The 13,621-nt window shown below is 65.6% G+C and carries 11 protein-coding genes and 2 rRNA genes (1 of these 13 only partly in view); 5 read left to right on the forward strand and 8 right to left on the reverse strand.

Features of this window, described 5'->3' with window-relative positions:
- Positions 1–7: 7 nt before the first annotated feature.
- The 6 genes from ACAM42_RS29490 to ACAM42_RS29515 all read right to left on the reverse strand — a co-directional run bounded on the left by ACAM42_RS29490 (position 8) and on the right by ACAM42_RS29515 (position 6,382).
- The gene (locus tag ACAM42_RS29490; RefSeq protein WP_369630270.1) at positions 8–1,078 is read right to left on the reverse strand and encodes an asparaginase; all 1,071 of its coding nucleotides are present in this window, start codon (positions 1,076–1,078) and stop codon (positions 8–10) included.
- A 111-nt stretch (positions 1,079–1,189) separates the two neighbouring features.
- Positions 1,190–2,437 carry a chromate efflux transporter gene (chrA, locus tag ACAM42_RS29495; RefSeq protein ID WP_369630271.1) on the reverse strand — a complete coding sequence of 416 codons (1,248 nt, stop codon included), beginning with the start codon at positions 2,435–2,437 and terminating at the stop codon, positions 1,190–1,192.
- Positions 2,438–2,473: 36 nt separating this feature from the next.
- On the reverse strand, positions 2,474–4,102 hold the full coding sequence (gene lnt, locus ACAM42_RS29500) for an apolipoprotein N-acyltransferase (RefSeq protein WP_369630272.1): 1,629 nt from the start codon (positions 4,100–4,102) through the stop codon (positions 2,474–2,476).
- Positions 4,102–4,980 carry an HlyC/CorC family transporter gene (locus ACAM42_RS29505; protein WP_062482253.1) on the reverse strand — a complete coding sequence of 293 codons (879 nt, stop codon included), beginning with the start codon at positions 4,978–4,980 and terminating at the stop codon, positions 4,102–4,104. The genes lnt and ACAM42_RS29505 overlap by 1 nt, the downstream gene beginning before the upstream one ends.
- 90 nt (positions 4,981–5,070) lie before the next feature.
- On the reverse strand, positions 5,071–5,799 hold the full coding sequence (locus ACAM42_RS29510; protein ID WP_062482250.1) for a GNAT family N-acetyltransferase: 729 nt from the start codon (positions 5,797–5,799) through the stop codon (positions 5,071–5,073).
- Positions 5,800–5,908: 109 nt separating this feature from the next.
- Positions 5,909–6,382, reverse strand: a complete 474-nt coding sequence (locus ACAM42_RS29515) for an Lrp/AsnC family transcriptional regulator (RefSeq protein ID WP_070062947.1) — start codon at positions 6,380–6,382, stop codon at positions 5,909–5,911.
- 156 nt (positions 6,383–6,538) lie between these two features.
- Between ACAM42_RS29515 and hppD the strand changes: the two genes are divergently transcribed.
- The 5 genes from hppD (at position 6,539) to ACAM42_RS29540 (ending at position 12,160) form a co-directional block, all read left to right on the forward strand.
- Complete coding sequence (gene hppD, locus ACAM42_RS29520) at positions 6,539–7,666, forward strand: 4-hydroxyphenylpyruvate dioxygenase (protein ID WP_062482244.1); 1,128 nt, start codon at positions 6,539–6,541, stop codon at positions 7,664–7,666.
- A gap of 29 nt (positions 7,667–7,695) precedes the next feature.
- The gene (locus tag ACAM42_RS29525; protein ID WP_369630273.1) at positions 7,696–8,508 is read left to right on the forward strand and encodes a transporter substrate-binding domain-containing protein; all 813 of its coding nucleotides are present in this window, start codon (positions 7,696–7,698) and stop codon (positions 8,506–8,508) included.
- 20 nt (positions 8,509–8,528) lie between these two features.
- Positions 8,529–9,401 (forward strand): phenylalanine 4-monooxygenase, encoded by an 873-nt coding sequence (gene phhA / locus ACAM42_RS29530; RefSeq protein ID WP_369630274.1) that lies wholly within the window; start codon positions 8,529–8,531, stop codon positions 9,399–9,401.
- A gap of 127 nt (positions 9,402–9,528) precedes the next feature.
- Positions 9,529–11,220: an AMP-binding protein gene (locus ACAM42_RS29535; RefSeq protein WP_369630275.1), complete on the forward strand. Its 1,692-nt coding sequence runs from the start codon at positions 9,529–9,531 to the stop codon at positions 11,218–11,220.
- A complete protein-coding gene (locus tag ACAM42_RS29540; RefSeq protein ID WP_369630276.1) occupies positions 11,213–12,160 on the forward strand; it encodes an MBL fold metallo-hydrolase in 948 nt (315 codons plus the stop codon). The genes ACAM42_RS29535 and ACAM42_RS29540 overlap by 8 nt, the downstream gene beginning before the upstream one ends.
- 130 nt (positions 12,161–12,290) lie before the next feature.
- Here the strand turns inward: ACAM42_RS29540 and rrf are convergent.
- Both rrf and ACAM42_RS29550 read right to left on the reverse strand, forming a co-directional pair.
- A 5S ribosomal RNA gene (gene rrf, locus ACAM42_RS29545) occupies positions 12,291–12,403 on the reverse strand.
- 128 nt (positions 12,404–12,531) lie between these two features.
- Positions 12,532–13,621, reverse strand: a 23S ribosomal RNA gene (locus tag ACAM42_RS29550); it runs 1,784 nt beyond the window's last position.

A 13,621-nucleotide genomic window follows, 5' to 3' on the forward strand; every position in this document is an offset into this window, starting at 1 on the left:
TCGTCGATCAGTACTCCCAGAAGATGCGCTGAAGCTCTTTGGTGTTGTTGGTCTTCGTGAGGGCCACCATCGCCAGGATGCGCGCCTTCTGCGGGCGCAGGTCGTGCGCCACCACCCAGTCGTACTTGTCGTCGGGCTGCTCGGCGTTGCGGATCACGAAGCCGTCGGGCACGCGCGAGCTGCGGATGACGACCACGCCGTCGGTGCGAGCCTTCTGCAGATTCGGCACGATGCGGTCGGCCACCGAGCCATTGCCCGTGCCGCCGTGGATCAGCGCCTTGGCGCCGCTCTTGGCGATCGCGTCGATGGCCACCGAGGACACGCCTTCGTAGCCCATCGCGATCTCGACCGGCGGCAGCGCGGTGATGCTGTCGATGTTGAATTCCGAGTTCGTGGTGTGGCGCTTGACCGGTGCACGGAACCAGTAGTTCTTGCCCTCGACAATCATGCCCAACGGACCCCACTGGCTGGAGAACGCGCTGGTCTTGATGTTGACGTTCTTGCTCACGTCGCGGCCGGTGTCGATGTTGTCGCCCATCGTCACGAGCACGCCCTTGCCCATCGCGTCCTTGCTGCCCGCCACGTTCACCGCGTCGTACAGGTTGAGCGCGCCGTCGGCCGACAGGGCCGTGCCCGGGCGCATCGAGCCGACCACCACGATCGGCTTGTTGGTGTGCACGGTGAGCGTCAGGAAGTAGGCAGTTTCTTCCAGCGTGTCGGTGCCGTGGGTGATCACGATGCCGTCCACGTCCGACTGCTTGGACAGCGCCGAGACGCGCTTGGCCAGCGTCATCAGGTTGTCGTTGGTGAGGCTTTCGGAAGCCACCTGGAACACCTGCTCGCCGCGCACATTGGCGACCTTGGCCAGCTCGGGCAGGCCGGCGATCAGCTTCTCGACGCCGACCTTGGCGGCCGCGTAGGTGGCGCTGTTGACGGCCGACGCGCCGGCACCGGCGATGGTGCCGCCGGTTGCCAGGATCACCACGTTGGGCAGCGCCTGCTGGGCCTGCGCGAGCGCGCTGGCCGCGAGCAACGCGGCACCGGCCGCAAAGGCACGGAAATGGGTAGAAAAGTACATACGGGCTCCTTGGTTTGAGGATGATTTCTCGAGGCGGCGAGGAAGATACATGAACCATGCCCGCATGCCATGCCGCTGCATGCCGGCATGGCATGCGGTCATGCGCCGGCCTTAGAGGGCCAGCAGCCAGCCCGCCACCGCCGCCAGCCCGACGACCCACACCGGCGACAGGCGCGCGTAGACGAGCAAGCCGAACGCCGCCAGCGCGAGCCCGAAATCGGCTTTCGAATGGATGGCGCTCGTCCACACCGGGTCGTAGAGCGCGGCGAGCAGCACGCCGACGACCGCCGCGTTGACGCCCGCCATCGCGCGCTGAACGCCGTCGCGCTGGCGCAGCGTCTCCCAGAACGGCAGCGCACCCGCCACCAGCAGGAAGGCCGGCAGGAAGATGGCCAGCAGCAGCGCCAAGCCGCCCACCCACCCGCCGAACGGCTCCGGCATGGCGGCGCCGAGGAAGGCCGCGAAGGTGAACAGGGGCCCCGGCACCGCCTGCGCTGCGCCGTAGCCCGCCAGGAACACATCGTTCGAGACCAGGCCCGTCGGCACCACGCCCGCCTGCAGCAAGGGCAGCACGACATGGCCGCCGCCGAACACCAGCGCGCCCGACCGGTAGAAGGACGCGATGACGGACAGCGGTGGCCAATCCGCCGCCGCGGCCAGCATCGGCAGTGCGACGAGCAGAACGGCGAACAGGCCCAGCAGCGCGGCGCCCGTTGCCTTGCTCACGCCGTGGTCGCGGTGCTGCGCCGCGGGAAGGTGGCCCAGCTGCAGCGCCCATCGGCCGACGACGCCCCCGGCGACGATGGCGACGATCTGCCCCATGGCCGAAGGCACCGCCAGCACCAGCAGCGCCGCGACGATGGCCACGCCCGCGCGCAGCCGGTCGGGGCACAGCGACTTCGCCATGCCCCACACCGCCTGCGCGACGACGGCCACCGCGACGACCTTCAGCCCGTGCACCGCGCCCGATTGCGCCAGGCCCGCCCAGTGCGTGACGCCGGCCGCAAAGAGGATGAGCGCCACGGCGGACGGCAGCGTGAACCCGAGCCACGCCGCCAGCGCCCCGCCCCAGCCCGCGCGGCCGAGCCCCAGCGCGATGCCGACCTGGCTGCTTGCGGGCCCGGGCAGGAACTGGCACAGCGCCACGAGGTCGGAATAGCGCTTGTCGTCGAGCCACTTGCGGCGCTCCACGAACTCCGTGCGGAAGTAGCCCAGGTGCGCCACCGGTCCGCCGAAGGAGGTCAGGCCGAGCTTCAGGAAAGCGAGAAAGACTTCGAGCACCGAGCCCCTGGCGCGAAGGTCGCCTGTGCCATCGACCACGGATGGCGCGGCGGGCTTGGGGCGGTGGTGGTGCTTCATGAACGACGACGTCGAATGCGCATCCGCCGGTGCGCCTCAGCCTTGGGTGCGCCCGGGCCGGAAGAAGACCGCGCCCAGTGCGACGATCGCCAGCGCCGCGATCCACAGCGGCCACAGGCCGAAGGGCGCGACCCAGCGCGCGAAGGGCGTGAGCCCGCGACGGCCTTCGACCGGCGCTTCGAGCACGCCGCGCGTGAGGCGCGGCAGCTGGTGCGTGACGCGGCCCGCGGCGTCGATCACCACGGTGGCGCCAGTGTTGGTGGAACGCACCATCGGCCGCGCGAATTCGAGCGCACGCATGCGCGAGATGGCCAGGTGCTGGTCGATGGCGACCGAGTCGCCGAACCAGGCGATGTTGCTGACGTTGAGCAGGACCGTCGGCGCCGTGGCCTCGTCGCGGAAGTTGGCGCCGATCTCGTCGCCGAACAAATCTTCGTAGCAGATGTTGGGCGCAATGCGCTGGCCCTGCCAGACGAAGGGCGCCTGCGCCAGCCCGCCGCGCTCGAAGTCGCCCAGCGGGATGCTCATCATGCGGATGAACCAGCGAAAACCCGGCGGAATGAATTCGCCGAAGGGCACGAGGTGGTGTTTGCTGTAGGCGTAGGGCTGCGCCGCGCCACCGGGCATGAAGCCGAGCACGGCGTTGCGGTAGGTGCCCGGCCCGTCGCCGAGCGGCAGGCCGACGATGGCCGCCTGCTGCGTGCCCGGCTGGCCGTAGCGTTCCTGGATGGCGTCGAGGTAGCCGGCGGGCAGCTGGCGCGGCAGCAGCGGCAGCGCCGTTTCGGGCGTGACCACGAGCTGGGCCTTGGCGTCGCGCAGCTGTTCGGCGTACCAGCGCAGCGCGGTCTCGATGCCGCCGCCCGGAATGAATTTCTCGTCCTGCGGGATGTTGCCCTGCAGCAGCGCGACCTGCAGCGTGCCGGCAGTGCCCTGCGCGCCGCGCGCATCGGCGGGCAGCGGCGAGACAACGTTGGGCAGCACGAAGACCGCGGCGAGCAGCACGGCGGCCAGCGCCGTCGGCGCCACGCCGCGCAGCGGCAGGCGTCGCGCGACCAGCGCCACGGCCAGTGCCGCCGCGGCGCCGATGCCGTACACGCCGACCCACGGCGCCAGCGCGGCCAGCGGGCCGTCGACATGGGCGTAGCCGCCCGCGCCCCAGGGAAAGCCGGTGAACCAGCTGCCGCGCACGAGCTCGGCCAGCGTCCACAGCGCCGCGAACACGAAGGCACCCGCGACGCGCCCTGCCGGCCCGCGCACCACGAACCAGGCGCAGGCCACGGCGTAGTAGAGCCCGAGCGCCGCCGCCAGCGCGAGCACGGCGATCACCGCCAGCGGCGCCGGCAGCCCGCCGTAGGTGTGCATCGAGATGAAGAGCCACCAGAAGCTGCCGGTGAGCCAGGCGGTCGCGAACACCCAGCCGTGCAGGCCGGCGCGGCGCCAGCCCGCGCCTTGGGCGCGCAGGCCGTCGAGCAGCCAGACCAGCCCCGCCAGCGACAGCAGCTGCAGCCACCACAGCGGGCGGCCATCACCCGGCCAGGCAATGGACAGGGCCTGCGCCACGCCCGCCAGGCCGAAGCCGAGCAGGCGCAGCAGCCCGGAGGCGGCGGAGGAAGGGGGAGAGGTGGGCGAGACGCGGGCCGGGGCCGCTGCTGCGGGCGCCGGCATCAGTCGGCCGCGTCGCCGCCGCGCGCCGGCGACACCCGGAACCAGCGCACCGCGCCGCCCTTGGTGTGCAGCACGACGAAGTCGAAGCCGCCGATGGCATGGTGCTCGCCGCGCTTGGGCACGTGGCCCATCTCGTGCGCGATGAGTCCGCCGATGGTGTCGAAGTCTTCGCTCAGCTGTTCTTCGTTGAAGACGATGCCGAAGGCCTCCGCCACGCGCTCGATGGGCGTGTCGCCCGAGACGCGGTAGGTGTGGTCGGCCAGGCCGAAGATGTCGCCCTCGTCTTCGGCGATGTCGAACTCGTCCTCGATCTCGCCGACGATCTGCTCGAGCACGTCCTCGATGGTGATGAGGCCCGCCACGCGGCCGAACTCGTCGATGACGATGGCCAGGTGGTTGCGGTTGCCGCGGAATTCGCGCAGCAGGTCGTTCAGGCCCTTGCTCTCGGGCACGAAGGTGGCCGGGCGCAGCAAGGCGCGGATGTTCAGGCCCGGCGCGCGCTGCAGCTTGAGCAGGTCCTTCGCGAGCAGGATGCCGATGATGTTTTCTTTTTCGCCCTCGTAGACCGGAAAGCGCGAGTGCGCGGTCTGGATCACGGCGTGCAGCAGCGCGTCAAAGGGCGCGTCGATGTTCACGAGGTCCATGCGCGGCGCCGCGACCATCACGTCACCGGCCGTCATGTCGGCCATGCGCAGCACGCCTTCGAGCATCACGCGCGATTCGGCGCCGATCACCTCGTTGTCCTCGGCGTCGGCGAGGGTTTCGATCAGCTCGTCGCGCGAATCGGGGCCGGGGTGGATGAATTCGGCGAGCTTCTGGAGAAAGCCACGCTTGTCTTCCCGTTCAACGGGAGCGCGTTCAGGGTGAGGGTCGGCCACTGCGGGAGGGCGGAGTTGAAGAGAGACAAGGATAACGGATTGCGCATGACAGGCTCTACCGTCCGGCCGGCATAGGCCGCCCTCGCCCGCTCACGGCGCCGATTTGCTTCTTGCGTCGCGCATGCCGCTGCGCACTTCCTGCAGGCTCGCCAGGAAGGCCCAGAACTGCTTGGCGCGGCTCTTGAGCGCGAAATCGACCGCGGCGTAATGCTCCAGCGCGATCTCGCTCATGCGGCTGTCGAAGGTGGCGGTGGGCAGCTGCAGGTGGGCTTCCGACTCCGAGCCGCTGCGCACCACGGTGGCGCCAGCGTTGCGGGCGATCTTGAGCATGGCCGCGTTTTCGCTCAGCGCATGGATGAAGAGCATGCCCACGCCTTCGTTGCGCGCGGCGACCACGGCGCGCTCGAACAGGCGCGCGCCATAGCCGCGGCCGCGGGCGTGCGACGACACGGACACGCCGAACTCGGCGCAGTCGCTGTGCTGGTCGCCGGGTGCGTAGGCCACGTGCGCCATCGCGATCAGGTCGAGGCGGCGGTTGTAGATGCCGAACAGTTCGTCGCGATCGAAGTCCAAGCCTTCGACATAGCGCAGGACCTGCTCGTCGGCCGCGGCATAGCCGAAGCGCAGGTAGCGGTCGTGCGGCGTCAGGTCCAGCAGGTGGCGCGCGATGCGTTCGCGCTCGCGCGGGCCGATCGAGCGGATCGGCACCATGACGGGTGGGGGCGCGCTGACGGCGCGCGGTTGCGCCTCAACCATCGGCGCCTTCAGGAAAGAGCCGAGGCCGAGAGACGCTTTGAGGAGGGTCTTGGCGGTAAGCATGGCTCCAATGTAAGGGTTTTCCCTTAATCACCAAGCCCGCAAGGACACTTTCTGGACGCATTCGTGACTCGATACCAGAGTCCGTGGTGTTTCCGCAACCAATTTGTGGTTAAACGGGCACAGATGTTGTGGCTTTGACACGATCGAGCACGAAGCTGGTCTTGCAGTCTTCGACGCTGGGGTGCTTCAACAGGGTGTCCATGATGAAGCGGCTGTAGTGCGCCATGTCGGCCACCACGACGCGCAGCAGGTAGTCCATGTCGCCGGTGAGGGCCGCGCACTCGACCACCTCGGGCCAGGTCTGCACGCTGGCGCGGAACAGGTCCATCGGGTTGCGCTTGTGGCTTTCGGTGTGCTTTTCGAGCCGCACGTTCAGGTAGGCCGTGAGGCCCAGGCCGACCGCCTCGGGTTGGACCAGGGCCACGTAGCGGTCGATGACCTTGTGCTCCTCCAGCCGCTTGACCCGCCGCAGCACGGCGCTGGGCGACAGGCTGACCTGCTCCGCGATCTGGTCGTAGGTGGCGCGGCCGTCTGCTTGCAGCATGCGCAAAATAAGCCGATCTATCTTGTCGAGTGCTTCCATTTCGTCATTTTTGCAGTTTTACTGCGTCATGGCTACTCAGGGCGCCCAGAAACGCAGAAAACCTGAACGCCTTCCGCCCTACAGTGCAGCACGGCCCGAATCCGGGCCTTTGTTTTCCTTTCTGCACAACTTCCCCACTTTCCGGAGACAGCACCCATGAGCCACGCCGACGCCCCCGCCTTCACGCCCTGGGAGAACCCGATGGGCACCGATGGCTTCGAATTCATCGAGTACGCGGCACCCGATCCGGTCGCGATGGGCAAGGTGTTCGAGCGCATGGGCTTCGTGGCCATCGCCAAGCACCGCCACAAGAACGTGCTGCTGTACCGCCAGGGCACGATCAACTTCATCCTGAACGCCGAACCCGATTCGTTCGCCCAGCGCTTTGCGCGCGAGCACGGCCCGAGCGTGTGCGCCATCGCCTTCCGCGTGCAGGACGCCAAGCAGGCCTACGAGCGCGCCACCGCGCTGGGCGCCTGGGGCTTCGCCGACAAGGCCGGCCCGGGCGAGCTGAACATTCCCGCCATCAAGGGCATCGGCGACAGCCTGATCTACCTGGTGGACCGCTGGCCCGGCAAGAACGGCGCGCAGCCGGGCGACATCGGCAACATCGGCTTCTACGACGTGGACTTCGAGGCGCTGCCGGGCGTGTCGTCGCAGGACGCGCTCGCGCGCAAGGGCAACGGCCTGACCTACATCGACCACCTGACGCACAACGTGTACCGCGGCCGCATGGACGTGTGGGCCAATTTCTACGAGAAGCTCTTCAACTTCCGCGAAGTGAAGTACTTCGACATCGAAGGCCAGGTGACGGGCGTGAAGAGCAAGGCCATGACCAGCCCCTGCGGCAAGATCCGCATCCCGATCAACGAAGAAGGCAAGGAACAGGCCGGCCAGATCCAGGAGTACCTGGACATGTACAAGGGCGAGGGCATCCAGCACATCGCCATGGGTTCGGACAACCTGTACGAGAGCGTCGACGCGCTGCGCGCCAACGGCGTGACGCTGCTGGACACCATCGACACCTACTACGAGCTGATCGACAAGCGCATTCCCGGCCACGGCGAAAGCGTGGCTGAGCTGAAGAGCCGCAAGATCCTGATCGACGGCAAGAAGGACGCACTGCTGCTGCAGATCTTCAGCGAGAACCAGCTGGGCCCGATCTTCTTCGAGTTCATCCAGCGCAAGGGCGACGACGGCTTCGGCAACGGCAACTTCAAGGCGCTGTTCGAGAGCATCGAGCTCGACCAGATGCGCCGGGGCGTGCTGAGCGCCGCAAAATAAGGCGCTTCACCACTGCCCTGGAGCCCGGCATGCGCCACGCGTCTTCTTCGACTGTCGTCACTTCCTTCGTCGCGGCAGTTGCCGCTGCTGTCGTGCTCTCGGGCTGCGCTTCGGCGCCGCCCGCGGCCGGCCCGGGTGCCTCGCACCTGGACACGGTGCAGAAGGCGGCGGTGCTGCGCATCTGCACGCCGGGCGACTACCGGCCCTTCAGCTTCCAGAAGGCCGACGCCTCGTTCGAAGGCATCGACGTTGACCTGATGGCCGGCTTCAGCGCCAGCCTCGGCGCCAAGCCCGAATGGGTCAAGACGACGTGGGCCAACCTGCTGCCCGACCTGGCCGCGGGCAAGTGCGACATCGCCGTGGGCGGCGTGTCGGTGACCACCGACCGCCAGAAGCGTGCCTTCTTCAGCGCGCCCTACATGGTCAACGGCAAGACGCCCATCGCGCGCTGCGCCGACGTGGCCAAGTACCAGAGCGTGGCGGCCATCGACCAGCCGTCGACCCGCGTGATCTTCAACCCGGGCGGCAGCAACGAACGCTTCGCCCGCACCAACTTCAAGCAGGCCAGGCTCACGCTGCACGGCGAGAACGTCACGATCTTCGACGAGATCCTGGCCAACCGCGCCGACGTGTTCGTCACCGAATCGGCCGAGGCCATCACGCAGCAGAAGCTCAAGCCCGGGCTGTGCGCGGTGAACCCCGACAAGCCGCTGCAGTACGGCGAAATGGCCTGGATGCTGCCGCGCGACGACGTGGCTTTCAAATCGTATGTCGACCAATGGCTGCACCTGCAGCAAGCCGGCGGCGACTTCCAGCGCGTGATGGACCGCTGGCTCAAGTAACCCGAGAAACCGAACGCCCCATGGATACCCCCGCCGCCGTTGTCACCCCCGCCGTCTATGGCGCATCCGATCGCCCGCCGCGCGGCGACTACTCGCGCGGCGGTTCGGTGCAAGCCGACTACACCTGCCCGCAGGACTGGGCCAGCTACACGGCGGCTGACCACGACACCTACAAGCGGCTGTACGAACGCCAGGCCGCGCAGCTGACTGGCCTGGCCTGCGACGCCTTCATCAAGGCGCTGCCGCTGCTCGGCGTGAAGGACCGCATCCCGCGCTTCGAGGAACTCAACGAGCGCCTGCACCGCGCCACCGGCTGGGAGATCGTCGCGGTGCCGGGGCTGATTCCCGAGCTGCCCTTCTTCACGCTGCTGGCGAACCGCAAGTTCCCGGTGACCGACTGGATCCGCAAGCCCGAAGAGTTCGACTACATCGTCGAGCCCGACGTGTTCCACGACCTGTTCGGCCATGTGCCGATGCTGTTCGACCCCACCTTCGCCGACTACGTGCAGCGCTACGGCCAGGGCGGCATCAAGGCGCACGAGCTGGGCGCGGGCGAGAAGCTGGCGCGGCTGTACTGGTACACGGTCGAATTCGGCCTGATCCGCCAGCCCGAGGGCCTGCGCGCCTACGGCGCCGGCATCCTGAGCTCGGTCGGCGAACTGCAGCACGCGGTGCGCAGCCCCGAGCCGCACCGCCTCCCGCTCGACCTGCTGCGCACCATGCGCACGCGCTACAAGATCGACACCTACCAGGCCAACTACTTCGTGATCGAGAACTTCGCACAGCTCTTCGATCTCACGGCACCCGACTTCACGCCGCTGTACCGCGCGCTCGAGGTGCAGCCCGACATCCCGGCCGGCGTGCTGCTGCCGGGCGAATCCGGCAACGCCTGATCGCATTGCAGTGACCCGGGCGTGCACGGCGGCTATCGCCTGCGCGACACCGGGTATGCGCCCCTAGGACAAGCCCGCTGGCGGGTGGGAGGCATTGGCTCCCACAATCCGCGCCAAAGGAGCTTGCATGCAGACATCCGCGCGACAGAACTACCCGGCCGGCGTGCCGCACGAGATTCATCCGGAGCAGTACCGCTCCCTGCCTCACATGTTCGACGAGGCTTTCGGCCGCTACAAAGACCGTCCGTTCTCGGTCTGCATGGAGCGCTGGATGTCGTACGGCGAGCTCGACACGCTCTCGAAGGCGATGGGTGCCTGGCTGCAATCGCAGGGCCTCGCGCCCGGTGCGCGAGTGGCGATCATGCTGCCCAACGTGCCGCAGTTCGCGGTCACGATGTGCGCCGTGCTGCGCGCGGGCTACACCTGCGTCAACGTCAATCCGCTGTACACGGCGCGCGAACTGGAGCACCAACTCAATGACTCCGGCGCCACCGCCATCGTCATCCTCGAAAACTTTGCCGCCACGCTTGAACAGGTGATCGAGCGCACGCCCGTCAAGCACGTGGTGATGACCGCGATGGGCGACCTGCTCGGCGGGCTGTACGGCACGTGGATCACGGTGGCCGTGCGCCACCTGGCCAAGATGGTGCCGCCCTACAAGCTGCCGCTGAGCGACGGCCGCACGGTCACGCCGTTCAAGCAGGCGATTGCCGAAGGCCGCGGGCGCACGCTCGGGCCCGACCAGAGCACGCTCGATTCGATCGCTTTCCTGCAGTACACGGGCGGCACCACCGGCCTGTCGAAGGGTGCGGTGCTGACCCACCGCAACATCGTGGCCGCCACGCTGCAGGCCGAGGCCTGGTTCACGCCCGCTTTGGCGCGGGCTGGCGACCTGGCGAAGGTCAACAGCATCGCCGCGCTGCCGCTGTATCACATCTTCGCGCTGACGCTGTGCCTGCTGGTGATCCGCCAGGGCTCGCACATGACGCTGATTCCGAACCCGCGCGACTTCAACAAGTTCGTCGCGGTGCTGAAGAAGCGCCCCTTCCACATGCTGCCGGCGGTGAACACCTTGTTCAATGCTCTGCTGATGCACCCGGAGTTCAAGACGGTCGACTTCTCGACGCTGTTCGTGTCGCAGGCCGGCGGCATGGCCGCTTCCGAAGGCACGGCGCGCAAGTGGTTCGAAGCCACCGGCTGCCCGATGATCGAAGGCTGGGGCATGAGCGAGACCTGCGCGATCGGCACCAACAACCCGGTGTCGAACACGAAGTTCACGGGCACCATCGGCTTGCCGTTGCCGAGCATTGAGATCGCGATCAAGGACGATGAAGGCCAATCGCTGCCGATCGGCCAAGCGGGCGAGCTGTGCATCAAGGGCCCGAACGTGATGACCGGCTACTACAACCAGCCCGCCGAGACGGCCGCGGCCTTCACGGCTGACGGCTTCATGCGCACCGGCGACATCGCCGTGATGCAGGAGGACGGCTACAGCCGGATCGTCGACCGCAAGAAGGACATGATCCTCGTGAGCGGCTTCAACGTGTTCCCCAACGAGCTGGAGAATGTGATCTCGCTGTGCCCGGGCGTCGTTGAATGCGCGGCCGTGGGTGTGCCGGACGAGAAGCAAGGCGAAGCCATCAAGGTCTTCGTGGTCCGCAAGGACCCGACGCTGACGGAAGACGCCGTGCTCCAGTACTGCAACGGACAGCTCACCGGCTACAAGCGCCCGAAGCACATCGAGTTCCGCGAGTCGCTGCCCAAGACCAACGTGGGGAAGATCCTGCGGCGCGAGCTGCGCACCAGCACCGGTGCCTGAGCGCGTGGGGCGCCACGGGGAAGCCAGCGCCGGGCTGCCGACGAATGTCGTCGTGTTCGAGCGGGGCTGGCTGTCTTCGAACAACATCCTCTTCGTCGGAGTCGAGGAAACGACGCTGGTCGACACAGGCTATGCCACGCATGCCGAGCAAACGTTGGCACTGGTCGAGTCGGTGCTGGGCGAACGTCCGCTCGATCGGGTGCTGAACACGCATCTGCACAGCGATCACTGCGGGGGGAACGCAGCGTTGCAGCAGCGTTATCCATCGCTGCGGACGGACATCCCGCCTGGAGAGGCGGCGCTGGTTGAACGATGGGATGCGCAGGGTCTGAGTTTTCTTGCGACGGGGCAGAGTTGCCCGCGCTTTGGCTTCACTGGACTGCTCGAGCCAGGCACTGAATGCCTGCTGGGAGACAGCGCGTGGCAAGTGCATGGGGCTCCAGGTCACGATCCGCACTCGGTGATCCTATTCGACCCGGTGTCGCGGACTCTGATTTCAGCGGACGCGCTCTGGGAGAACGGGTTTGGCATCGCCTTTCCGGAGCTGATGGGTGAGCCCTCGTTCGGGGACATTGCGGCAACGCTCGATTTGATCGAGAAGTTGGCGCCGCGGCAGGTGATCCCGGGGCATGGTGGCGTCTTCACCGATGTCGAGCGCGCGTTGCATACGGCGCGCAAGCGTTTAGCTGGCTTGGAGCGCGATCCTGTGAAGCACGCGCGTCACGCGATGAAGGTGCTGATGAAGTTCAAGCTTCTGGAATTGCATGCGGTGTCGCACGCTGAGTGGGATGCGTGGCTTGGCGGGACGCCCTACTTCGAGCTGATTCGAGCTCGATTCTTTGCGGATGCGTCGCTGGAGGCCCTGACGACGGACCTGCTTGCAGAGCTGATTACGGCCGGCGCAGCACAATCCGATGCTTTGGGAGTACGCAACACCTGATTGGTGGATGTTCGCCGCAATAAAAAAGCGCTGCTTCTTTCGAGTCAGCGCTTTTTATGCGTTTGGCGTTTTCTGTGCGCAAAGCAAAAAACCCCAGTCATTGCTGACTGGGGTTTTCTGGGCTGTAAGAGCCTGACGATGACCTACTTTCACACGGGAACCCGCACTATCATCGGCGCTGAGTCGTTTCACTGTCCTGTTCGGGATGGGAAGGAGTGGTACCAACTCGCTATGGTCATCAGGCATAAAGGGTTGTCCGATTGATCACACGATCAATCAAACGAATTCATAGAGTTTGGAATCAGCTTTTGGCGAATTATTTTGAATGCGTCAACTTGGCATAACACCTTGATCAGATTGATCAAAGTTATAGGGTCAAGCCGCACGAGCAATTAGTATCAGTTAGCTTAACGCATTACTGCGCTTCCACACCTGACCTATCAACGTCCTGGTCTTGAACGACTCTTTAGGGGGCTCAAGGCCCCGGCAGATCTCATCTTGAAACGAGTTTCCCGCTTAGATGCTTTCAGCGGTTATCTCTTCCACACTTAGCTACTCGGCAATGCCACTGGCGTGACAACCGATACACCAGAGGTGTGTCCACTCCGGTCCTCTCGTACTAGGAGCAGGCTTCCTCAAATCTGCAGCGCCCACGGAAGATAGGGACCAAACTGTCTCACGACGTTTTAAACCCAGCTCACGTACCTCTTTAAATGGCGAACAGCCATACCCTTGGGACCGGCTACAGCCCCAGGATGAGATGAGCCGACATCGAGGTGCCAAACACCGCCGTCGATATGAACTCTTGGGCGGTATCAGCCTGTTATCCCCAGAGTACCTTTTATCCGTTGAGCGATGGCCCTTCCATACAGAACCACCGGATCACTATGTCCTGCTTTCGCATCTGCTCGACTTGTCAGTCTCGCAGTTAAGCACGCTTATGCCATTGCACTATCGTCACGATGTCCGACCGTAACTAGCGTACCTTCGAACTCCTCCGTTACGCTTTGGGAGGAGACCGCCCCAGTCAAACTGCCTACCATGCACTGTCCCCGATCCAGATAATGGACCTAGGTTAGAACCTCAAACACACCAGGGTGGTATTTCAACGTTGGCTCCACAAGATCTAGCGACCCTGCTTCAAAGCCTCCCACCTATCCTACACAGATCTGTTCAAAGTCCAATACAAAGCTACAGTAAAGGTTCATGGGGTCTTTCCGTCTTTCCGCGGGGAGATTGCATCATCACAAACATTTCAACTTCGCTGAGTCTCAGGAGGAGACAGTGTGGCCATCGTTACGCCATTCGTGCAGGTCGGAACTTACCCGACAAGGAATTTCGCTACCTTAGGACCGTTATAGTTACGGCCGCCGTTTACTGGGACTTCAATCAAGAGCTTGCACCCCATCATTTAATCTTCCAGCACCGGGCAGGCGTCACACCCTATACGTCCACTTTCGT

This window comes from Variovorax sp. V35 (assembly GCF_041154465.1).
Lineage (GTDB): Bacteria > Pseudomonadota > Gammaproteobacteria > Burkholderiales > Burkholderiaceae_C > Variovorax > Variovorax boronicumulans.

Bases quoted from the DNA above. Each gene is read 5' to 3' on its own strand.
- ACAM42_RS29490 (WP_369630270.1), bottom strand. From the start codon at position 1,078: ATGTACTTTTCTACCCATTTCCGTGCCTTTGCGGCCGGTGCCGCGTTG.
- chrA (WP_369630271.1), bottom strand. From the start codon at position 2,437: ATGAAGCACCACCACCGCCCCAAGCCCGCCGCGCCATCCGTGGTCGAT.
- lnt (WP_369630272.1), bottom strand. From the start codon at position 4,102: ATGCCGGCGCCCGCAGCAGCGGCCCCGGCCCGCGTCTCGCCCACCTCT.
- ACAM42_RS29510 (WP_062482250.1), bottom strand. From the start codon at position 5,799: ATGCTTACCGCCAAGACCCTCCTCAAAGCGTCTCTCGGCCTCGGCTCT.
- ACAM42_RS29515 (WP_070062947.1), bottom strand. From the start codon at position 6,382: ATGGAAGCACTCGACAAGATAGATCGGCTTATTTTGCGCATGCTGCAA.
- hppD (WP_062482244.1), top strand. From the start codon at position 6,539: ATGAGCCACGCCGACGCCCCCGCCTTCACGCCCTGGGAGAACCCGATG.
- ACAM42_RS29525 (WP_369630273.1), top strand. From the start codon at position 7,696: ATGCGCCACGCGTCTTCTTCGACTGTCGTCACTTCCTTCGTCGCGGCA.
- phhA (WP_369630274.1), top strand. From the start codon at position 8,529: ATGGATACCCCCGCCGCCGTTGTCACCCCCGCCGTCTATGGCGCATCC.
- ACAM42_RS29535 (WP_369630275.1), top strand. From the start codon at position 9,529: ATGCAGACATCCGCGCGACAGAACTACCCGGCCGGCGTGCCGCACGAG.